This window comes from Halobacillus sp. A5, assembly GCF_024189315.1.
Classification (GTDB): Bacteria; Bacillota; Bacilli; order Bacillales; family Halobacillaceae; genus Halobacillus_A.
The window spans coordinates 46,407-68,415 of record NZ_JAIZEO010000004.1; the positions used below are offsets into that span (position 1 = coordinate 46,407).

18 protein-coding genes are annotated in these 22,009 nt (G+C 45.2%); 1 reads left to right on the forward strand and 17 read right to left on the reverse strand.

From position 1 onward, the window contains the following. Positions 1-20: 20 nt before the first annotated feature. The 16 genes from rlmD to LF822_RS15595 all read right to left on the reverse strand — a co-directional run bounded on the left by rlmD (position 21) and on the right by LF822_RS15595 (position 20,452). Positions 21-1,400, reverse strand: coding sequence for a 23S rRNA (uracil(1939)-C(5))-methyltransferase RlmD (rlmD, locus tag LF822_RS15525; protein ID WP_253925000.1), 1,380 nt, complete (start codon positions 1,398-1,400; stop codon positions 21-23). Positions 1,401-1,480: 80 nt separating this feature from the next. Beyond that, on the reverse strand, positions 1,481-2,398 hold the full coding sequence (locus tag LF822_RS15530) for a diacylglycerol kinase (protein WP_253925001.1): 918 nt from the start codon (positions 2,396-2,398) through the stop codon (positions 1,481-1,483). Between the two features lie 152 nt (positions 2,399-2,550). Then, positions 2,551-3,981, reverse strand: coding sequence for an Asp-tRNA(Asn)/Glu-tRNA(Gln) amidotransferase subunit GatB (gene gatB / locus LF822_RS15535; protein WP_253925002.1), 1,431 nt, complete (start codon positions 3,979-3,981; stop codon positions 2,551-2,553). Further along, complete coding sequence (gene gatA, locus LF822_RS15540) at positions 3,981-5,450, reverse strand: Asp-tRNA(Asn)/Glu-tRNA(Gln) amidotransferase subunit GatA (protein WP_253925003.1); 1,470 nt, start codon at positions 5,448-5,450, stop codon at positions 3,981-3,983. Before gatA ends, gatB begins: the two co-directional genes overlap by 1 nt. 12 nt (positions 5,451-5,462) lie before the next feature. Then, positions 5,463-5,753 (reverse strand): Asp-tRNA(Asn)/Glu-tRNA(Gln) amidotransferase subunit GatC, encoded by a 291-nt coding sequence (gatC, locus tag LF822_RS15545; RefSeq protein WP_253925004.1) that lies wholly within the window; start codon positions 5,751-5,753, stop codon positions 5,463-5,465. 237 nt (positions 5,754-5,990) lie between these two features. Continuing rightward, entirely contained in the window at positions 5,991-6,743 is a 753-nt protein-coding gene (locus tag LF822_RS15550; RefSeq protein WP_371925954.1) for a nuclease-related domain-containing protein, read from the reverse strand. A gap of 244 nt (positions 6,744-6,987) precedes the next feature. Further along, positions 6,988-8,496: a sodium/proline symporter PutP gene (gene putP / locus LF822_RS15555; protein ID WP_253925005.1), complete on the reverse strand. Its 1,509-nt coding sequence runs from the start codon at positions 8,494-8,496 to the stop codon at positions 6,988-6,990. Positions 8,497-8,502: 6 nt separating this feature from the next. Then, positions 8,503-8,631, reverse strand: coding sequence for a hypothetical protein (locus LF822_RS22865; protein WP_256522189.1), 129 nt, complete (start codon positions 8,629-8,631; stop codon positions 8,503-8,505). Between the two features lie 388 nt (positions 8,632-9,019). Next, complete coding sequence (pruA, locus tag LF822_RS15560) at positions 9,020-10,570, reverse strand: L-glutamate gamma-semialdehyde dehydrogenase (protein ID WP_253925006.1); 1,551 nt, start codon at positions 10,568-10,570, stop codon at positions 9,020-9,022. Positions 10,571-10,840: 270 nt separating this feature from the next. Further along, positions 10,841-11,989 carry a CamS family sex pheromone protein gene (locus tag LF822_RS15565; protein ID WP_253925007.1) on the reverse strand — a complete coding sequence of 383 codons (1,149 nt, stop codon included), beginning with the start codon at positions 11,987-11,989 and terminating at the stop codon, positions 10,841-10,843. Between the two features lie 15 nt (positions 11,990-12,004). Next, positions 12,005-14,005 (reverse strand): NAD-dependent DNA ligase LigA, encoded by a 2,001-nt coding sequence (ligA, locus tag LF822_RS15570; protein WP_253925008.1) that lies wholly within the window; start codon positions 14,003-14,005, stop codon positions 12,005-12,007. A gap of 13 nt (positions 14,006-14,018) precedes the next feature. After that, a complete protein-coding gene (gene pcrA, locus LF822_RS15575; protein ID WP_253925009.1) occupies positions 14,019-16,247 on the reverse strand; it encodes a DNA helicase PcrA in 2,229 nt (742 codons plus the stop codon). 27 nt (positions 16,248-16,274) lie between these two features. Beyond that, complete coding sequence (pcrB, locus tag LF822_RS15580; protein ID WP_253925010.1) at positions 16,275-16,955, reverse strand: heptaprenylglyceryl phosphate synthase; 681 nt, start codon at positions 16,953-16,955, stop codon at positions 16,275-16,277. 359 nt (positions 16,956-17,314) lie between these two features. After that, complete coding sequence (locus LF822_RS15585) at positions 17,315-17,617, reverse strand: YerC/YecD family TrpR-related protein (protein WP_188378001.1); 303 nt, start codon at positions 17,615-17,617, stop codon at positions 17,315-17,317. After that, the gene (locus tag LF822_RS15590; RefSeq protein ID WP_253925011.1) at positions 17,607-18,665 is read right to left on the reverse strand and encodes a DUF3048 domain-containing protein; all 1,059 of its coding nucleotides are present in this window, start codon (positions 18,663-18,665) and stop codon (positions 17,607-17,609) included. The genes LF822_RS15585 and LF822_RS15590 overlap by 11 nt, the downstream gene beginning before the upstream one ends. Positions 18,666-18,706: 41 nt before the next feature. Beyond that, on the reverse strand, positions 18,707-20,452 hold the full coding sequence (locus LF822_RS15595; protein ID WP_253925012.1) for an adenine deaminase C-terminal domain-containing protein: 1,746 nt from the start codon (positions 20,450-20,452) through the stop codon (positions 18,707-18,709). A 203-nt stretch (positions 20,453-20,655) separates the two neighbouring features. Between LF822_RS15595 and LF822_RS23130 the strand changes: the two genes are divergently transcribed. Next, entirely contained in the window at positions 20,656-20,751 is a 96-nt protein-coding gene (locus LF822_RS23130) for an EYxxD motif small membrane protein (RefSeq protein ID WP_371925956.1), read from the forward strand. On the opposite strand, the gene purD is transcribed toward LF822_RS23130, so the two are convergent. Next, on the reverse strand, positions 20,716-21,993 hold the full coding sequence (purD, locus tag LF822_RS15600) for a phosphoribosylamine--glycine ligase (RefSeq protein WP_253925013.1): 1,278 nt from the start codon (positions 21,991-21,993) through the stop codon (positions 20,716-20,718). The genes LF822_RS23130 and purD overlap by 36 nt on opposite strands. Positions 21,994-22,009: the final 16 nt, after the last annotated feature.

The following is a 22,009-nucleotide window of genomic DNA, read 5'->3' on the forward strand; positions in this document are numbered from 1 at the left end:
TGTTTTTCTCCTATAAAACCCTATGATTTAAGGGTTAAATACGTCACACACTCCACGTGATTCGTCTGCGGGAACATATCAACAGGCTGAACTTCTTTCGTCTCATATCCCCCATCTTCTAGTACACGCAAGTCACGTGCAAGTGTTGATGGATTACAGGAAACGTACACGATACGTTCCGGCCCCATATCCAGCATCGCCTTCAACAGTTCCTCATCGCATCCTTTTCTCGGCGGGTCCACCACAATAACATCTGGCTGCAAGCCCTGGTTGCGCCACCATGGCATGATTTCCTCGGCCTGTCCGACGTAAAATTCGGCGTTGTCCATTTTATTTAAGCGGGCGTTTTTCTTTGCATCCGTTACGGCTTCAGGAACAATTTCTACGCCGTACACTTTCTTCGCTTTTTGCGCTAAGAATAACGAAATTGTGCCAATGCCGCAGTAGGCGTCGATGACGGTTTCTCCTCCGCGAAGGTCAGCGTATTCAAGTACCTGGTCGTAAAGTTTTTTCGTCTGGGTCGGATTGACCTGGTAAAAGGATTTTGGCGAGATCATAAACTTCACATCGCCGATAGTATCGTAAATGTATTCATCGCCCCAGAGCACTTTCGTTTCTTTTCCTAAAATGACGTTCGTCCTGCCGCTGTTCACGTTGTGGACGATTGACTTCACATTAGGAAACGTTTCCCGAAGCTCATCAATTAATTTCTCCTGGTGAGGAAGCTTTTTCGTGCGGGTGACGAGGACGACAATAATATCCTTCGTCGTTTGGCCGGTGCGTACCATAATGTGCCGCAGCACACCGCGGTGGTTTTCTTCGTCGTAGGCATCGATGCCGAGACGGCTGGCGATGCGGCGGACGGACTCTACCATGCGGTCGTTCATTTCATCCTGAATTACACATGTATCCATGTCGATAATGTTATGGCTGCGTTTCTGATAAAAGCCGGTCATCAGCTGGCCGTCTTCTTTTTGCCCGACGGGAATTTGTATTTTGTTACGGTAGCGCCATGGATCGGCCATTCCGATGGTTTCGTGGACAGGAATGTGCTCTAAATGAGCGATTTTTTTCATCGCGTTTTTGACTTGATTGTGCTTCATTTCAAGCTGCATGCTGTAGCTCATGTGCTGGAGCTGACAGCCTCCACACTGGTAATAGACGTCACATGGAGGTTCGACTCGTTCATCGCTCGGTGCCTCCACTTCTAACAGCTTGCCGAATCCGAAGTTCTTTTTCACTTTCACTACTTTGACCTGTGCCTTTTCTCCCGGCAGTCCGTACGGCACGAATAAGGGATACCCGTCCACTTTGCCGACGCCGCTGCCTTCATGAGTCAGGTCCTCGAAAGTGATCTCGATCGTTTGATTTTTTTCTACCGGCGGTTTAGGTTTTGCCATCGTTTATCCGTCCTTTTCATTTCTTAACTCTCCCTATTATAACAAAAACGCTGCCGTCATTAGAACGGCAGCGTTTACGGTTAACAATTATCCTTTGGATCTGAAGAGAATTTATCCTCGGGCACGAAAAATTCCATGTGCCGGTATAGGTTGACGAACTCTCCGGGGAGCTGGCCGCCATATTCTCCATCAATGTTCAGCTGCATTTTTTCCTCGGTATGCACTTTCACACGACTCGCTGTCGTATGAATAAACTTCGGATGATTCAGGTGGTTGCCCTGGATCGCCAGTGTAGCAAGGCGGACGAATTCAGCGATGTTCATTTTCTCAATGATCATCAGATCAAATACACCGTCATCCATCTTCGCCTCAGGCGCCAGCTTTTCAAGTCCGCCGACCGAGTTCGTATTCGATACGAGAAACAGCATCACTTCGCCTTCAAAGAGACGACCGTCGTATTCCATCTGGACAAACGTCGGACGCAGCGAAGGCAGCATCTCGATGCCTTTTAAATAGTAGGCGAGCTGTCCAAGCATTGTTTTCAGCTTGCTTGGCACTTCATACGAAATTTCGGTGATTTTGCCGCCGCCGGCAATGTTCATGAAATACTGATCGTTGACTCGTCCAATATCTAAAGGCGTTGAATAATCCGCTAAAATTACATCTACGGCTTTATGAATATTACGCGGCACGCATAACGCACGCGCAAAGTCGTTTGTAGTTCCTACAGGAATTATGCCAAGCTTCGGCCTGAATTCCTGCTCAGCTATTCCGTTTATGACTTCATTAATGGTTCCATCCCCGCCTGCTGCCACCACAACATCAAACTTGCGCTCCACGGCAATTTTAGCCGCTTCTGTCGCATCGCCTTCACACGTTGTCGCATGGGCAGAAGTTTCGTAGCCTGCCTGTTCAAAGCGCTGCAGGACATCAGGAAGAACTTTTCTAATAATCTCTCTCCCAGAGGTAGGATTATATATAATACGGGCACGCTGCATAGTATGACCCCCTCATCCATCATGCTCCAAATAACATCATAGCTCTTTTTCCGTTATTTGCAAACATTTTTGTATTCCACGAATAAAAGCACGCACGATGAGTGCCTGCTCTCATTGTGAACGGAAAGGGCCGTACCCTTGCCGCTTTAAATCTAACGTTTATCTATTTCTTCTAGAAGAATTTTGTTTACCATTGGCGGGTTCGCCTGACCTTTTGTCTGTTTCATCACCTGGCCGACTAAGAAACCGATCGCCTTATCTTTTCCATTCTTATAATCTTCAATTGACTGCTCGTTGTTATCAAGAATACCTGTAATAATTTCGCGCAGCTGACCTTCGTCGGAAATTTGTACAAGACCTTTGTCTTTAACAATCTTCTCAGGGTCGCCGCCTTTTTCTACAAGGTCTCCAAACACTTTCTTCGCGATCTTAGAGGAAATGGTTCCGTCTTCAATCAGCTTCGTCAGCTTCGCCAGACCTTCAGGTGTTAAGGCAATGTCGCTGAACTCTTTATCATGCTTGTTCATATAAGCCGATACTTCACCCATCAGCCAGTTGGACGCCTGCTTCACATCTCCGCCTGCCTCGATCGTTTCCTCGAAGAAATCGGACATCTCTTTGTTATTCGTTAACACCATTGCATCATATGCCGGCAGCTTTAAATCTTCAATGTAGCGTTTCTTACGCGCATCCGGAAGCTCAGGAATCTGACTGAAGATCCGGTCTTTCCACGCTTCATCAATGTGAAGAGGCACTAGGTCCGGCTCCGGGAAGTAACGATAGTCATCCGAGCCTTCTTTTACACGCATAAGGATGGTTTCTTTCGTCTGTTCATCATAACGGCGGGTTTCCTGAAGAATCTCTCCGCCGGATAGAAGAACCTTCTCCTGACGCTTCTCTTCAAACTCTAAGCCTTTTTGCACAAACGAGAACGAGTTTAAGTTTTTAAGCTCCGTCTTCGTCCCGAATTCTTCCTGACCGATTGGACGGATGGAAAGGTTCGCGTCACAACGCAGTGATCCTTCTTCCATCTTACAATCCGAAACACCTGTATATTGGATAATATTTTTTAATGCTTCTAAATAAGCATATGCTTCTTTTGGTGAACGAATGTCTGGCTCGGACACAATTTCTACCAGCGGCGTCCCCTGACGGTTAAAGTCAACAAGAGAATAGCCGTCATCGCTGTGTGTCAGCTTACCAGCATCCTCCTCCATGTGCAGACGGGTAATGCCGATGCGCTTCTTCACCCCATCGACTTCAATGTCGATGTAGCCATTTTCCCCGATCGGTTTATCAAACTGAGAAATCTGGTACGCCTTCGGGTTGTCTGGATAGAAATAGTTCTTACGGTCGAACTTCGTATCCGTTGCAATCTCACAATTCAGCGCCATTGAAGCCTTCATGGCATAGTTTACCGCTTCCTCGTTCAGAACAGGAAGCACCCCCGGATAGCCAAGGTCAATCGGGTTAACGTTTGTATTCGGTGAATCTCCAAACATGTTCGGAGAAGGACTGAAAATTTTAGATGCTGTTTTTAATTCTACGTGGACTTCAAGTCCAATCACTGTTTCAAAATTCATTAGCGCGCACCTCCAAGGGATGGACGTTGTTTATGGAAGTCTGTCGCCTGTTCATAAGCATGAGCAGCACGATAAACGCTGCACTCATCAAAGTGTCTCCCGATAATCTGCAGGCCGATCGGAAGGCCGTCAGATGAGAAGCCGCAAGGAACAGAGATTCCCGGCACACCAGCTAAGTTAACTGGGATGGTTAAAATATCGTTCGCATACATCGTCAGCGGATCATCGATTTTCTCTCCGACTTTAAATGCTGGAGTAGGCGTAGTCGGTCCTACAATGACGTCATAGTCTTCGAGTACTTTTTCGAAATCGTTTTTAATCAATGTACGAACCTGCTGTGCTTTTTTGTAGTAGGCGTCATAGTAACCAGAGCTGAGCGCAAAGGTTCCAAGCATAATACGGCGCTTCACTTCGTTACCGAATCCTTCAGAACGGGAACGCTTGAACATATCAAGCATCGTTTCTGCGTTTTCTGTGCGCTTGCCGTAACGGACGCCGTCAAAGCGGGCAAGGTTGGCGGACGCTTCTGAAGATGACAGCAGGTAGTATGTCGCTACGGCGTATTTAGAGTGAGGCAGGGATACTTCGTCCCAAGTCGCTCCAAGCTCTTCATACTTTTTCAGTGCGGCTTGGACGGCCTCTTTCACCTCAGGTGCTACACCTTCGCCGAGATACTCCTTCGGCACGGCGATTTTCAACCCTTTTACATCGCCTGTAAGAGCATCTGTATAGCTTGGCACTTCTACGTTCGCAGATGTGGAGTCCATATTGTCATAGCCTGCGATCGTTTCAAGCAGGTACGCGTTGTCTTCAACCGAGCGGGTGATCGGTCCGATCTGGTCCAGGGAAGACGCAAATGCGATCAAGCCGAAACGGGACACACGGCCGTAGGTAGGCTTCAGTCCGACAACTCCGCAGAATGCTGCTGGCTGGCGGATGGATCCGCCTGTATCAGAACCAAGCGAAAATGGTACTTCGCCGGCAGCTACGGAAGCAGCTGATCCACCGCTTGACCCGCCTGGAACGTAATCTGTATTCCACGGGTTGCGCGTCGCATAATAGCTTGAGTTTTCGTTGGAAGATCCCATGGCAAACTCGTCCATGTTCAGCTTTCCGATCGTCACAGACTTCGCTTCGTTCAGCTTGTTCACGACGGTTGCGTTATAAAGCGGATCCTCGAAGTTATCCAGGAACTGACTCGCTGCTGTCGTGCGCAGGCCTTTGGTCACGATGTTATCTTTTACGCCGATTGGCAGGCCGAAAAGCTTGGCAGCATCGTCGCCGCGTGCTTCATCAAGTTCAGCTGCCTGCTTTAAAGCAGCTTCTTTATTTAACGTAAGGAAAGCTTTAACCTGCTCGTCCACTTCCTCAATTCGATTGTACGATTCATTGACTAAATCTGTTACGTTAATTTCTTTACTATGTAGCTTGTCTTTCAACTCACGTAAAGAATGTTCAAACAATGACATGAAATACCCTCCCTATTCCAAAATGGATGGGACTTTATATTGTCCACCCTGATGATCTGGTGCGTTCTTAAGCGCATCTTCTTTTTCAATCCATTTCTTCGGTTCGTCCTTACGCATCACGTTCTGCAGATCAAGAACGTGTGTCGTCGGCTCTACGCCTTCGGTATCCAGTTCATTTAACTGCTCCGCATACGTAATAATATCGTCAAGCTGCTTTGTGAAAAGATCAGCTTCTTCTTCCTTAATGGAAAGACGGGCCAGGTGTGCCACGTGCTTCACTTCTTCTTTACTAATTCGGGACATATTGTCGTTACCTCCATTTCGATCTCACATAATATATGATCATACCAAAAATCTGTTTTCATTCGCAACGTACAGCTTTACACCCTTCCTATCATAACATAAAGCGAAACTTCATTCAGGGGGTTTTTCCTGAATGTTAGTTGAGCCAATCGGGCGCAGGGATTCTGACATTTGAGGTGGTTTTTCTGACATTCCAACTAGTTTTTCTGACATTATATGCATTAATTCTGACAATCACTAAAAATCCAGCCTGTATGTCCTTCCTTTCGTTTTCCCAACTGGATACAAGGATTGGATAATGCTCCTTGCTATTCTTTCAGAGTCAATTTGTAAGAACCCTCGCAGCTCTCGATTCGTAATAACATTTCCCAACAGCAATCGGTAATCGCGCAGACTCTCTATGTGCGCATCCACCGAAACCACTCCACAAAAAGAACATTGCCATTTTCCATAAACCCTTATCATAGGCAGAGCTCTGCAGCCTAGGCAGTGCACGCCCACCCGTAAATTTTCTTTCTTAATTTTATATTTCTGAAGCACATCGACTTTTCGTGGTGTATGAGCCTGCTTCAGCTCCTGACCCAGGCGTAGTAAATCATTCTGCCCGAGTACTTGCCCGCCATACTTATTTGAGAGTTCATTTATTTTAAAGGGGAGATAGGCGCTGTGGATGACGGAGGGGTTGGATGTATGAATAATCGTTGAGAGTTTACTTATGACGACGAGGGTTTCAATGGGGGTTTCGGGGTAACCCTTAGCGTTGATCCACTTTTGCAAAAGATTCTTCTGCCTTCTTACTTGCAGCAGCGGGTCGAGAAATGCTTCTTCTTTTCCTTCGAGCGTGCGAATCATCTGATGCCGCTCTTCATCAAAGGTTAATGTGCCGGTAATATTCTTCACTTCGATAATGATCATGAGATTCTCTGTTATGAGCAGGGTGTCCAGCTGAATGAAGAGTTCACCAGCGGCGAGCCTTAGATCATGAAAGATTTAATAATGAGACGGGAGCTGCCGTAAATGATAATCCAGCGCTTCTTACCCGCGATAGCCTGCCCCCGTCAGCAGGAGATCTTTTTCAATCTCTTCTTTTCTCAAACTCGTCCTTCTATGCAGGGATTCCAGCGCCAGCATTTGGTCCGGCTTGTTTCATTCTTTTATAATCATGGCTTTCCTCCTTTTCTTCTCTTTATTATACAAAAAAGATCTCCAGCTGCCTGCTGGAGATCCTTTTACATTACTTGCTTGATGCTTCTTCAAATTCTGCGATTACTTCTTTAGGAGGTGTACCTGCTAAACTTACCAGGATAGCGGCAATACCACTTAAGATAAATCCTGGTAACAACTCATAAAGATCAAAAATACCTCCGCTCAAGCTGGCCCATACAATCACAGTTATAGCTCCCACAATAATCCCGGCAAGAGCACCATTTCGTGTAATGCCTTTCCAGAATAGGGACAGTACGATAATCGGACCAAATGCGGCACCAAATCCTGCCCACGCGTAGGAAACAAGCTCGAGTACTGTACTATCCGGGTTACCTGCAAGCAGAATGGCGATAAGTGCAATTCCGGCTACGGCTGCGCGCCCTATCCATACAAGCTCACGGTCAGAAGCATTTTTTCGGAAAATCGCTTTGTAAAAGTCTTCCGCAAGTGCTGAAGATGATACAAGCAATTGTGAATCAATCGTACTCATAATAGCAGAAAGAATGGCTGCCAGGAGAATACCTGCAATAATCGGGTGGAAGAGAATTTGTGAGAACGCGATAAAGATGGTTTCAGAGTTATCGAGCATTTGTACTCCACCCTCATTTACCAGTTCTACACCAAAGCTGCCTAACCCCTCTACGTCATTCGTGGCCATATAAGCCATTCCGAATAACCCTGTAAAAATAGCGCCATAAAGGCCGATAACCATCCAGCCAATTCCGATTAGACGTGCTTTAGGTACGTCGTTAGGTGAACGTAAAGCCATAAAACGCACGACGATATGAGGCTGGCCAAAGTAACCAAGTCCCCACGCAAGAGATGAAATAATTGCCATTGCACCGACACCCTGTACCATCTGCAGATGTCCTGAATCAATTTCGCCAACCGCATTTACAGCTTCAGTGAATCCGCCAAGTTCCTGTGCGGCTACAATTGGAACGGCTATTAAAGCTAAGAACATTAAGATACCCTGTACGAAGTCCGTCCAGCTTACAGCTAAGAACCCGCCTAGGAATGTGTAAGAAATGGTAACAATTGCGCCAACCCATAGAGCCTGATTATAAGTTAATTCAAATGAAGCCTCAAATAGTGTAGCTCCCGCGACCATCCCTGAAGATGTGTAAAACGTAAAAAATACTAAAATAACAAGAGCAGAAATCACACGTAAGATATGTGAGTGATCGTGGAAACGATTCTCTAAATAATCCGGCACAGTGATCGAGTCCTGAAAAACCTCAGTGAAAATGCGAAGACGTCGAGCGACAAACTGCCAGTTTAAGTATGCACCTATTGCCAGACCTACACCAATCCATGCCTCTGCTAAACCAGATGCATAAATCGCTCCCGGTAAACCTAACAGCAGCCACCCGCTCATGTCTGAAGCTCCAGCACTTAGTGCTGCTACTCCCGGTCCTAAACGACGGCCTCCAAGTACGTAATCTGATAAATCGCTTGTTAAGCGATATGCTGCAAAACCAATTAACAGCATACCTATGAGATATACTATAAACGTAATTAATGTTGCTGAACCCATGTTTTCTTATTCGCTCCTTCCTGTAAATACTGAGATAAGTGATAGAATAATTAATAACGGCATTGGTACAAAAAGCCAAAACCATGTTGCGCCTGAAAGTGAATATTGTCCTGCAGCGGCTGCTAGTTCAAACACGAGGTCACCTCCATATTTTGTAATATACACTTCTATGCAATTTTCAAATAATTCAGAAATCCTACAAATCAAGCATAGAAGTTAGAAAAGCCAAACTCAGCTACCACTATATCACAATATAGTCGTTAGAACATTACAAAAATTATAATATTAACTTTTTCATGATTAAATATACGTTAATTTGCAATATATAATTAAATTTCTCCCATATAGATGATATCTATTCATATAATCTTATAAATAAAAGTTTAGAAGGGGTAATCATCCCATAATTTCCAGGGCCTTTTTCCCTGATTCAAACGACACAATCCGGATAGTTACCTAATACCCTTTTTTCATAAAAAAACCCCACTTCTGCTTCAAAAACATAAAGTGGGGCTGCCTGACTCTAAAGCATCTCTGAAGTTGTTTTTCCCTGCATGTGGTGAATTAAATAGTCGGGTCCTCCGGCTTTGGAGTCTGTTCCTGACATATTAAACCCTCCAAATGGATGGTAGCCGACAATGGCGGCTGTGCACCCGCGGTTAAAGTACAGGTTTCCGACGTGGAAATCCTCCCGGGCTTTCTCCTGATTATGACGATTATTCGTAATTACTGCCCCGGTCAGGCCGTAATCTGTATTATTAGCGATTTCAATCGCTTCATCGAACGTCTTCGCTTTCGTGAAACCAACCACAGGTCCGAAAATTTCTTCCTGCATTATGCGCGCATCAGGAGCTAACTCAGCAAATACAGTCGGCTCTACAAACCACCCTTTGCTGTCATTCCCTTTTCCTCCAGTCACAAGCTTGCCTTCTTCCTTGCCAATGTCAATATAGCTCATAATTTTATCGAAAGCCGCTTGATCGATAACTGGTCCCATGTATGTGTCATGTGCAGCAGGATCACCATAGGAGACAGATTCCCTCGTTTTGGCTGCTACTTTATCAAGCAGTTCATCATAGATGTCTTCGTGCGCTATCACCCGGGAACAGGCAGAACATTTTTGACCGGAAAATCCGAAAGCAGAGTATGTGATGGCAACAGCGGCCAACTCCAGGTCAGAGTCCTTATCCACCACGATCGTATCCTTTCCGCCCATTTCAATAATCGTGCGCTTCAGCCACTTCTGGCCTGGCTGAACTTTTGACGCCCGCTCAAAGATGCGCGTTCCAACTTCACGGGAGCCAGTAAAGCTTACAAAGCGAGTACGAGGATGATCAACGAGGTAATCGCCCACTTCTTTGCCGCTGCCAGGAATATAATTGATGACTCCTGCGGGAAGCCCGGCTTCTTCGAGCACTTCCATCATCTTAAACGCAATGATTGGTGTCGCACTTGCCGGCTTAAGAAGGACTGTATTCCCTGATACCATCGATGCCACCGTCGTCCCACACATAATGGCGAATAAGAAGTTCCATGGAGAAATGACTACTCCCACACCAAGCGGTATGTAATGGAACCGGTTATTTTCGATAGGCCGGGAGTTAATTTCCACCCCTTTATCGATTTCGATGATCTGCCGGCCGTAATATTCCAGGAAGTCAATTGCTTCTGCAGTATCGGCGTCAGCTTCCTTCCAAGGCTTGCCTCCTTCTTTCACGAGATGAGCCGTGAATTCATGCTTACGGCGGCGGATAATTGCTGCAGCACGGAAAAGAATATCAGCTCGAAACTGTGCTTTCGTTTTTCTCCACCAGTTAAATGTGTCATCCGCAATTTGATGAGCTTTCTCAGCCAGGTCCTGGTTCGCTTTGGACACGTAGCCAACGACCTCTTTTTTATTGGCTGGGTTAACTACTTTTATTTTATCGTCTGTCATAATTCGCTCTCCGCCGATGATCAACGGGTAATCTTTGCCTAAGTCTGCTTCAGCCTGCTTAATGGCATCTTCCATTGCTTTCCTATTCTCTTCAATTGTAAAATCAGTAAAAGGTTCATGCTTGTAAGGAACTACCATGTAAAACCGCCTCCTCATATTTTGGGGTCAGACGCTTTTTTTGAAAATTGTTACATTAAGCGTTTCCACAAAATATTCTATCGTATGTTGCTGGTTTCTTCAAATTATTTCTATTGTTATTTATGGGCGGTATTATGCAGTTTATGGGCTTTTCTATGCCTTTATGGGCGAATATTTTTGTTTATGGGCAGAAACTCACCGCTTATGGGCAAAACAAAAAGCCACGACGGCTCGGCTCAGGCTCCTGCCTGCCGTCATGGCTTCCTATAATTAGTCATAAATATGAATGAAAGGCTCTTCCTGGTCTGGTTCCTTGACGATTAAGCTTTCCTGTTGATCCATGCTGTTAATCTTTACTTCTACGGAATAGTGATCTTCAAACATTTCCATGACCAGACTGTACACATATTGGGTAAAGCCGGTTACTTCAGATTGGGAGTCAAACTGAATCGGAATGTCGATTTTTACTTCCTGTAATTCATCATCTACGTAAAACCCGTTTGCAATCATGCCGACAAAGTTTGGAAAATAATCCGAGACTTCTGTACGGAAATCAGAAAATGTTTCAGCATCGTCGAAATGGTCCTCTTCTGCTTCATCTGATGGGAATAGTACATATTCCTCATCAATATCTTCCCATCCGCCTACTGAATTATTAGATTCTCCGGCGTATCCTTTACTTAAAAAGTTACCTGGAGACTCTGCGTTGTCTTCCTCTTCTTCATATATAGCAAAGGCTACAGGAACATTCTGCAGCTCTTCTATTTCCCTCAGCCGCTCCAATATCGTATCTGCGTACTCCTGTCCTCTCGACAAGGACTCGCTCGTTGATATATCTTCTTTGTATTCCCTGCCTTCTGCCTGGAAGTCATAAACAGAGCGCATGGATATCCCTATGGTTAATCCTGCTACTTCGACGACATCATCGTCCCCTTCACGGATTAAATAATCTTGTTCCACTATGTTTGAAATGTAGCGTGGAGTCTCACGGAATTCTTCCTCTGAGGCAGATTCTTCATCAAGCTCCGGATTCAGTCCGTCCTCGTTTTCATCAGAAACTCTGCCCAGCCAGCTGAGCAGTGTATCCTCATCTAAGAACTGTCCGGGCTGGAAGTAATATTCTTCCGGATCGAAAAATTCTTTGGAATGTCGCTGCAGTCCGCCTTCAAATTCAGCGATGTCCAGACGGTTCCCCATCTGATTCGTCGTTACTCCTCGTGCCGCTGAAATTCTCGATTCTCCTTCTGTTAAAATCATCCTGTACGTATCATCGGATAAATCATAGTTTGGGATGATCGCTTTTTCTTCACTGTCTTCATCCGTCGTTTCGCGAACAACCTCGTCGGTATTATCATATACGGGTGTACACGCACTGACAATAAGGATCATAGCTAACCAAACGGCGTGCAGCTTCCTCATGTATTCCACTCCCCATTATGTTAAAGCATTTGCAAATTCGTCTTCGTTCCAAATTTCTACACCGAGCTTTTCGGCTTTCTCGTACTTAGATCCTGCGTCTTCCCCGGCAATCAATAAATCAGTGCTCTTGCTTATGCTTCCTGTTACTTTCCCACCGAGTTCCTGGACGATATTCTTAGCTTCCGACCTCGTGTAATTCTCCATTTTCCCAGTAAGAACAACTGTCTTTCCTTTAAAAGGAGAATCTTCTGGTCCCTCGTTTTTCTTAGGTCCCTTATATTCCATGTTAAGGCCTGATTGTTTCAGGTCCTCAATGAGCTCGAGCACCTGCGGCTTAGCAAAATAACGGGCGATTGAGTCGGCCATTTTTTCACCAATCTCAGGCACCTGCACTAATCTTTCAATGTCTGCTTCACTTAAAGCGTCCATCGTTTCAAATTCCTGCGCCAGGGTTTGGGCTGCTTTTGTACCTACGTATCGTATCCCTAAACCAAACAGAAGCTTCTCCAGTGAATTTTCTTTTGAGGCTTCGATGGCCTTCAGTAAATTATCGACTGATTTGTCGCCCATTCTTTCCAGCTGCAGCAGTTCCTCGCGCTGAAGCTTGTACAGATCAGCTATGGCAGCTATTAAATTTTCTTTGAAGAGCTGTGCGATTACTTTTTCCCCAAGACCGTCAATGTCCATGGCATTACGGGATACAAAGTGGATAAGACCTTCGCGCAGCTGGGCGTGGCAGTTCGGATTAATACAGCGCAGTGCTACTTCTTCCTCAAGTCTAACAAGCTTACTGTCACATTCAGGACAGTGCTCCGGCATCGCATAAGCTTCTTCCTCACCGCTCCGCTGGTCTGTGAGCACACGTACCACTTCAGGAATAATATCGCCGGCTTTCTTAATCACGACAGTATCGCCGATACGGATGTCCCGCTCGCGGATTAAGTCTTCATTGTGCAGGGAAGCACGTTGAACAGTCGTTCCGGCTACCTTCACGGGTTCCAAAATCGCCGTAGGTGTAACGACGCCTGTACGCCCGACGCTTAATTCGATATCGTTTAATTTCGTGACCGCTTCTTCTGCCGGGAACTTATAAGCGGTTGCCCAGCGCGGACTTTTTGCTGTAAAACCAAGCGCTTCCTGTTGATCAAGTCGGTCTACCTTAATGACGATTCCGTCAATTTCATAATTCAAATCAGGGCGGCGTTCCACCCAGCTGTTCACATACTCAATAACCTCATCAATCGAATGGCATTTCTTCCATTCAGGATTCGTTTTTAACCCAATTTCTTTCATGCGCTCCAAACGTTCACTGTGAGAGGACGATGACTCTCCCTGCCATTCGCCGACTCCATATAAGAAGATATCCAGATTACGTTTAGCTGCAATCTTAGGATCGAGCTGTCGGAGTGAGCCTGCGGCAGCATTTCTTGGATTGGCAAAAAGTTCTTCTCCTTTTTCCTCACGGGCTTCGTTCATCCTTAAAAATGATTTCTTCGGCATGAAGGCTTCCCCCCGGACTTCAATAGTCTCAGGCTTGTGAAGGCGAAGCGGAATAGTCCGGATGGTACGTAAGTTAACGGTAATATCCTCTCCCACCGTTCCATCGCCGCGAGTGGCTCCACGAACGAGAACTCCATCCTCATAGGTTAAGGAAACCGCCAGACCATCAATCTTCAGTTCACAGACATATGTCACTTCCTCGCCGGTTCCTTCCCTTGCCCGGCGGTCGAAATCACGCAGTTCCTGTTCATCGAAGGAGTTGCCTAAGCTGAGCATCGCCACATTATGCCTCACCTTCTGAAATGCGCTCAGCGGCTCGGCGCCTACACGCTGGGATGGGGAATCAGACGTGACGAAATGAGGAAACTCAGCTTCAAGATCTAGCAGTTCATGCATTTTTTTGTCATATTCATAATCAGATACACTAGGAGCATCCAGAGTGTGATACTCATAATTGTATTGATGGATTTCTTCTCGTAGTGATTGTAAGCGTTGCTGTGCTTCTTGTTCATTCATTCGTACCACGTCCTTACACTTTCGTTATCGGGGCAAACCTTGCAATTAACCGTTTGATTCCAGTCGGTGCCGGGAAGGCAATGTCAAGCTCAAGATCCTCTCCTTCGCCCTGTACCTTAACCACTGTGCCTTCACCCCATTTTTTATGGGCGGCTTTATCGCCGGGCTGCCAGGATAATTTCTCACCGCCTGAGGTAGTTTTTTCTTTCTTGGCAGCACGTTTGACAGGAGCCGGGCGGGAAGCTGCAGCAGCTCCTGGTTCACGTTTTTGATTAAAGAAAGGCAGCGATTCTTTTTCTTCTTTTCCTTCTAACAGGTCATCAGGAATTTCATGAATGAATCGGCTGATCGGATTCATGTTGGTACGACCATATAGAGTACGCATTTTGGCGTGGGTCAAATACAACTCTTTCTCCGCACGTGTAATGCCTACATAGGCAAGCCGTCTTTCCTCTTCCATCTCATCATCGTCCATCAATGAACGTGTATGCGGAAATACGTTTTCTTCCATTCCAATTAGAAAGACAACTGGAAATTCTAGTCCTTTAGCGGAATGCAGCGTCATTAACGTAACCGTGTCATCGCTTGATGGATCATCGTTCATAGAATCAATGTCAGCGATTAACGCTAAATCAGTTAAAAACGCGATTAATGTTTTGTCCTCGGAGGTTTCTTCAAAATTCTTCGTAACGGATTTGAATTCTTCAATATTCTCAAGACGGCTTTGAGCTTCTAAACTCTTTTCGTTTTTCAGCATCTCTTCATAGCCTGTCACTTCAATGACTTCATTAACCATATCTGTAGCTGAAAGAAACTCCTGCTGGCGGGTCCAGTTGCGGATCATTTGGTAAAAGCCCATGATTGATTTAGCTGCTTTAGCACTTACACCTACAAAATCAATTTCAGCTGAGGCTTCATAAAGAGAAATATCCTGTGCGGCAGCATAAGCTTGAAGTTTATCTAGGCTTGTTTTGCCTACTCCTCGTTTTGGTTCATTGACTACGCGCTGGAAGCTCAAATCGTCATTAGGATTTGCAATCAGTCTTAAGTAAGCCAGCAGGTCTTTAATTTCTTTACGGTCGTAGAACTTTGTGCCGCCGACCATTTGATACGGAACACCAGACTTGACGAAGGTTTCCTCAATCGCACGCGACTGTGCATTCGTACGGTATAAAATAGCAGCGTCCTTGTAGCGGAAACGACCGCTGCGCACAAGGTCTTCAATTTGATCTGTTACAAAAAAAGCTTCCTCCCGTTCCGTTCCAGCTTCTTTGTATTGAATTTTTGTACCGCCGTTATTATCTGTCCATAAGTTTTTTGCTTTTCGGCCGCTGTTGTTCGAGATGACTTTATTGGCTGCATTTAAAATCAGCTCGGTTGAACGATAATTCTGCTCCAGCAGTATCGTTCTGGCATTTGGATAGTCTTCCTCAAAAGAAAGGATATTGGTAATATCCGCTCCCCTCCATCGGTAAATAGACTGGTCAGAGTCCCCGACGACACAGAGGTTTTTAAAGCGGCTTGCTAATTGCTTCACGAGCTGATATTGAGCATGGTTTGTATCCTGATACTCATCAACGTGGATATATTGGAACCGGCGCTGGTAGTATTCCAGAACTTCAGGCAAACGGTCAAAGAGGGTCAGCGTCTGCATAATTAAATCATCAAAATCGAGCGACTGATTTTTCCGCAGCTTCTTTTGGTAGCCTTTATAAATCTTAGCAATCTGCTCCTCATGCATGCTGTTTGCTTCACGCTCGTACTGTTCAGGCGTGATCAATTCGTTTTTAGCGTTACTGATTGCTCCGATCATAGCACGGGGATCCCACTTCTTCGGATCTAGATTTAAATCCTTAAGTATTTGTTTAATAACCGATTGCTGGTCGCTTGAGTCCAAAATGGAAAAGTTGCGGTCATAGCCAATCCGGTCAATGTCCCGCCTTAATATCCGTACACACATCGAGTGGAACGTGGACATCCAAATCTTATCGGCATCGGCACCTACCAGTGCCTCCACACGTGCCTTCATTTCCCGGGCTGCTTTATTCGTAAATGTGATCGCCAGCACATTCCGCGGAGACACGTCTCTTTCATCAAGCAGGTAAGCAATTCGATGAGTGAGCACACGTGTTTTGCCACTCCCTGCTCCCGCCATTATAAGTAGCGGTCCTTCCGTATGGGTGACCGCATTTCGCTGTTGTTCATTTAACCCGCTTACTAAAGGGTGCATTGCTTGTGTCATGAGGACACCTTCCTTTTTTCTTGATTGTTACCTGCAGGCTTCCACCGTTCGTAAAGCTGCCTGTACATCTTTATATATAATATTACCAACCACGATGACGTCAGCATATTGCTTCATCGCTGCTGCCTGATCGTATGATTCAATTCCTCCGCCATAAAAAAGTGCGGTCTGCTCTAATTGGGAGCTGACCTGTTTCACCAATTCCACATCCCCAAACATTCCGCTGTATTCTAAGTAAAAGATCGGAAACCGAAACATTTGCTCGGCCATGACGGCATAGGCCATTACATCCTCCTGCGTGGGAAACTCACATTCTGCAGCTTTAAACACCTTGGCCTGATCGTTCATTACACAGTAGCCTTCCACCACCATTTGATTCCAATCGATCCAATCATTATATTCCTTAATCGCTTCATGCTGGATTCCTGTAACAAAGTGTTTCTCCTTACTGTTTAAAACGCTTGGAATTAAATAGCCGTCAAATCCAGGCATAATGGCTTCCATAGTCGAAACCTCAAGAAGGCAGGGAACAGTGTACTGCTGTACCCTTTCGGCAAGATCATATACATTATCAAATGTCACCCCATCCGTACCTCCGATAATGATTGCATCCGTACCTGATTCACAAATAGAAGATAAATCTTCGTTCTCTATTAATTTATTAGGATCCAGTTTAAAAACGTGGCGCCATTCGTTCACGTGTAGCAAGGGATGTCTTCCTCCATATGGTGAAACTTTTTTCTAACGAAAGTTTCACTCGCAGAAGCTGCGTTTATTTCTCGGATATTTATCGTACGTATTCAACGATAAACCTTTTGTCCATTCATATATTATAGCAAACTTTTGCTTATTACATGAATCGATAAGAGGGATTTTTTGTGAAGTATTGTGAGCTTTATGATGACTGAAGAAATTTGTTAATGTTTTAAATCGAACTGATGTCTGTGGAGGGAGGGCTGGGTTTTTGACATAAAAATACTACATCCGTCACTTGGCATTGGGATGTCGAAATTACCACTCTCATTAAAACAAAAAACCGCCCTTTTTAAAGAGGACGGTTATTACTTCTATTCTGTTCTTTTTTCCTGTACGCGGTCAAGTGCCAGAGTGTACGCATCATTACCGTAGTTCAAACAGCGTTTCACACGAGAGATCGTAGCCGTGGACGCACCGGTTTCAGTTTCAATCTTATGGTACGTAAACCCTTCACGCAGCATTCTTGCTACTTCCAGACGTTGGGCAAGCGACTGCACTTCATTCATCGTAGCCAAATCATCAAAAAATTCATAGCATTCTTCTACATTTTTTAAAGATAAAATCGCTTCGAAAAGCTGGTCCAGTGTTTTGCCTCTTAATTTATCAATCTGCATTTGCTTCCCCTCCCTTTTCATTCACAGATACCATTCCTGGTTCATCAGGAACGACATTCACCCAAGTTTGACCCGGTTTAAATGGTACGGGTTCATCATTTTGATAAGGCAGAATCCGACCATCTGTATTCTTCCATTCTACATCAAGTTGCTCCCCTTTTTGCAAGAGGTATCCCTTTCCGCCTGAATTCAGGTCGATCTCCCTTCTTCCTGCATCATCAATTACTTCATGGGAGGTTTGCACAATCAGAACATTCTCAAGAGCTACTTGTTCATTGGTTTCTGCATCGATTGTCGGTTCACCATCGCTTTCGCGTAAATATTGTTCTTTGTCTTCATCATACGTATACGTGACCGTTTCATTTTCGTCGTATGTCACAGTTACCTGCCCGGCTGGAGTTCCTTCTACGTCCGCCTCATCACTAAAAGGAAGCGGTTCTATTTCTTTTTCCATTTTATAGCCTTTACTCTGCAGCAGTTGTTCCAATCCGTTTGTTATTAAATAGGAATTGTGCGGCGCCTGACGGTCTGAAGTACGTTTAAATAACTCACGGTCATTATCATAGTGAGCACCGTCAGCATAATCAATACCGCTTTCTTCAATATCATCATTAATAAAATCAGCTGCTCCATGATACGTATAAAGGGCATCATATCCTTCAGCAGTCTCATAAAAGTAAGGCCGTGCACTTCGGACAGGTCCTACGTTTTCAGGCAGATCGCTTTGATACAAAGCCAGGAATCTCGTAATCTGCCCTTCAGCTAAAAATTCATAAACGACGTCCGCCTGACTTAATCCAGACTGCGGACGGGCCTGCGAATGATTATTGACCATGACCGAAACGACTCGCTGGTCAATATCTTCATCCGTCTCTTCTCCCGTCAATGGATAAACCCGCGGGGGTTCTTCCTTTTCTCCCTGAGAGGGTTCTTCTTTTTCTTCCTGAGAGGGTTCTTCAGCCGCTTCATTTGACTTTGACTCGTTATTACTACAAGCCGCTAATACACTAAAAAGTAAAACCAGGCTAAACCATAAGAGCTTTCTCATTCATTAATTCCCCTTAAAAATTTCTCGTCTCTCTTTATATATTAACGCATGATCGCCGGATAAAGAACCTCATTCTTTTTCACATCCATGATGCCGACTGGAGTAATCCGTATAAAAGGCAGGTGCATGGAAGATAGAAACAGCAGCGTGTATACTGGATCTCCAAACGTATATCCATACGATTTTAATTTCTTTTTAAGTTCTTTTTCTTTTACTATCAGTTCGTCCATTTCCATATCCGCCATTACTCCGGCTAAGGATAAGGGGAGTTCGAAAATCACTTCTCCCTCATCGACAAGAACTATCCCACCGCCAATTTCCTTTAAGCGTTGAAAAGCGAGCTTCATATCTGGGCGTGATTTTCCAATTAGTATAATATCTCCTGTGTTTGAGTAGGAGCTTACTAAAGCACCGAGAGAATCAGTGAAACCTTTGAGCAGTGTGTTCACTCTCCACTCCCCATCACGGTCCAGCAATGTTAAAAAGGCTTCATTGTGGTCATCCGGCAGGCGTTCGGCAGCAGAGTCGACATCAATCGCAAATGGTTTCGTTATGACTTCATTCACCATTTCCATTCCTACAGGCATAGAGAATTGAAGATCCTCTTCTGTTAAATCCCATGATAACTCAAGCTGCCTCAGTCCGTGTTTTTCCCAAGGGAAATCTGAACCCGTTTGAATGTGCTTATGATCACGTCTCACCCATTCCCCTTTCGCAATAACAGAATGCGGGTTTGGATCGTTTGGATGAGAAAGGAAATTCAAGTGGGCCACTCTTCCTGGCGCGAGGCTTCCAAGACGGTCTTCAATTCCAAAATGACGGGCTGCGTAATAAGAACCCATCATGTAGGCATCCACATCTTTCACACCCGCCTCAAGAGCGATTTTAATACACGGATTGATCAGTCCTTCACGATAAAATCCAGGCGTTGATCCATCCGTTGTAAACATTGTACGATCAAAGGATTGGATATTTTGATCCAGCAGCTCTTTCAAAATTTCAGGTAAATCAGGACGAATAGAAGAATACCGTAAGCCCGTCTGGTATCCGTAAGATAATCGCTCAATAACCTCTGCAGCGGTCATTGATTCATGTTCGGAATCCACCCCCAGCAGCTTCATCTTCACTAATGTTTTCCACGACGCTCCCGGAAGATGACCTTCCATCGGCTTCCTGGACCGCCTCGTTTCCTGCATCCAGTGCAGCATTTGATCATCACCGCCGTACAGCACTTCAGGCCAGGCCGTCAATTCTCCACCTTGAATGACGGCATCGTGGTGAAGCCAGGACAGAATTTGATCTTCAAACTTTTCCTGCTCCTCTTCCGGCAGTGTGGATTGAGAATCAAATCTCGCCCACCAGTACATCGAAGCAGACACGTTCATAAATTCCTCGAGCAGACTGAATGCATTTTTCTGGTCGGTTAAAAATAACCACATCAAATTATCATTAATTAAAGTCGTTGTACCGGTGCGGGCTGCATATTCGGCCAGACTACGGGGATTATATAATTGAAATGGATGAGCATGCGGCTCAATATAGCCGGGTACGATATACGAATCGCTGCCGTCAATAATTTCGGTTCCTTCAGTAAGGGGCGGCAGTTCTGAACCGCAGTAAATAATACGGTCATTGTAAATCCATATATGACCCTTCATCCATTGTTTAAGATATACGTTTAAGTAAGTTGTTTGTTTGATTAACTTCGTTGGTGCCAGCTTTCCATCGACAACTGCTGTATGTTCGCGAAGTTGACGGTTGCGCCAGCGAAAGCGTTGTTCATTCATGGAGCAGCCTCCCGGGTTCATTTTTTCTATCGTAACACAGGTTGGATTCCCTTCGCTAAATATAAGAATACTGTCAATGCAGAAAAAGAAAGCGCTCTATCAGTTAATCATATTTTTTCCATTTATTAAAGAATTAACCCCAAATAAAAAAGGACGGGATAAGCCCGTCCTGGTCAGTAAAGGATGTCGACAAAATGGATTTCATGGAATACTTGACTGATGCAGGGTTTGTGATCTCCCTGATCATTGGTACAGTAGCAGCTTTACTCTATGTTTTCATTAGAAGAAATAATAGATGACTGCCCGATGTCTTTTCTGTAAAAGAAGTCCTCGGAACGATCAAATACAGTCAGTGCTTCATTCACTTCAGTTAAGGCTGCGCTGAGGCTGTCCGCTGTTTTTCCGAACAATAATACGCGGCCGCCGTCCGAAACATAAGATTCTTTCACTTTCTTCGTTCCAGCGTGAACGATGAAAAGCCCTGGCTGCTTGTCCAACTGTGGAAGAGGCACGCCTTTTTGATAGCTTCCAGGGTAACCGGCTGAAGCGACAACAACACCTGCGCACGATTGCTTCTTCCATGTCAGTTCAGGATTCTTATGATCAAGAACATCCAGGATTACCTGCAGAAGATCATTCTCTAACAGAGGCAGAACGACTTGGGTTTCGGGATCACCAAACCTGGCATTAAATTCAATGACTTTTGAACCTTGAGACGTTTGGATCAATCCTGCGTATAATATTCCGGTAAACGGACGACCTTCCTGAACCATAGCAGAAGCTGTCTGCTTTAGAATACTTTCTACGGCAAACTCATATTCACCTTCAGGCAGATCCTGGGCAGGGGCAAACGCTCCCATCCCTCCGGTATTCGGACCTTCGTCGCCTTCATATGCTCTCTTGTGATCTCTTGCTGTTACCATTGGGTATACGTCTTCCCCGTTGACGAAGGCCATCAAAGAGTATTCTTCTCCTTCAAGAAATTCCTCTACCACGATTTCCTTACTCGCCTCTCCGAACCGACGGTTTAACAGCATCTCATCAACAGCTTCTACAGCCTGGCTGACCGTCTCAGCAACGACTACTCCTTTGCCTGCAGCTAAACCATCCGCTTTTACTACGATAGGTGCGCCCTTCTTCTCAATATAAGTCTTCGCTTCTTCGGCATTTGTGAAAGCCTCATACTCAGCAGTTGGAATGCTGTATTTCTTCATTATCTGCTTGGCATAATGCTTGCTTCCTTCAAGGAGAGCGGCCTCCTTCGTCGGACCGAAGACGAGCAGACCCGCTTCTTTAAAATCGTCGACAATGCCGTCCAACAAAGGATTCTCAGGTCCCACAAATGTCACATCCACCCCGCTTTCCTGCGCAAAAGCGACGAGCTCGCCGTGTGACGTTTCTGAAATAGGGACACATTCCGCTTCTTCTTCCATACCCGCATTTCCCGGTGCAGCATAAACTTCAGCCACCTGAGGACTTTCAGCAAATTTCTGAACGAGACTATGCTCACGTCCCCCACGTCCAATAACTAGAACCTTCATTCATTCTCCTCCTTTC

Bases quoted from the DNA above. Each gene is read 5' to 3' on its own strand.
- rlmD (WP_253925000.1), bottom strand. From the start codon at position 1,400: ATGGCAAAACCTAAACCGCCGGTAGAAAAAAATCAAACGATCGAGATC.
- LF822_RS15530 (WP_253925001.1), bottom strand. From the start codon at position 2,398: ATGCAGCGTGCCCGTATTATATATAATCCTACCTCTGGGAGAGAGATT.
- gatB (WP_253925002.1), bottom strand. From the start codon at position 3,981: ATGAATTTTGAAACAGTGATTGGACTTGAAGTCCACGTAGAATTAAAA.
- gatA (WP_253925003.1), bottom strand. From the start codon at position 5,450: ATGTCATTGTTTGAACATTCTTTACGTGAGTTGAAAGACAAGCTACAT.
- gatC (WP_253925004.1), bottom strand. From the start codon at position 5,753: ATGTCCCGAATTAGTAAAGAAGAAGTGAAGCACGTGGCACACCTGGCC.
- putP (WP_253925005.1), bottom strand. From the start codon at position 8,496: ATGGGTTCAGCAACATTAATTACGTTTATAGTATATCTCATAGGTATG.
- pruA (WP_253925006.1), bottom strand. From the start codon at position 10,570: ATGGTAGTTCCTTACAAGCATGAACCTTTTACTGATTTTACAATTGAA.
- LF822_RS15565 (WP_253925007.1), bottom strand. From the start codon at position 11,989: ATGAGGAAGCTGCACGCCGTTTGGTTAGCTATGATCCTTATTGTCAGT.
- ligA (WP_253925008.1), bottom strand. From the start codon at position 14,005: ATGAATGAACAAGAAGCACAGCAACGCTTACAATCACTACGAGAAGAA.
- pcrA (WP_253925009.1), bottom strand. From the start codon at position 16,247: ATGACACAAGCAATGCACCCTTTAGTAAGCGGGTTAAATGAACAACAG.
- LF822_RS15585 (WP_188378001.1), bottom strand. From the start codon at position 17,617: ATGCAGATTGATAAATTAAGAGGCAAAACACTGGACCAGCTTTTCGAA.
- LF822_RS15590 (WP_253925011.1), bottom strand. From the start codon at position 18,665: ATGAGAAAGCTCTTATGGTTTAGCCTGGTTTTACTTTTTAGTGTATTA.
- LF822_RS15595 (WP_253925012.1), bottom strand. From the start codon at position 20,452: ATGAATGAACAACGCTTTCGCTGGCGCAACCGTCAACTTCGCGAACAT.
- LF822_RS23130 (WP_371925956.1), top strand. From the start codon at position 20,656: ATGGAATACTTGACTGATGCAGGGTTTGTGATCTCCCTGATCATTGGT.
- purD (WP_253925013.1), bottom strand. From the start codon at position 21,993: ATGAAGGTTCTAGTTATTGGACGTGGGGGACGTGAGCATAGTCTCGTT.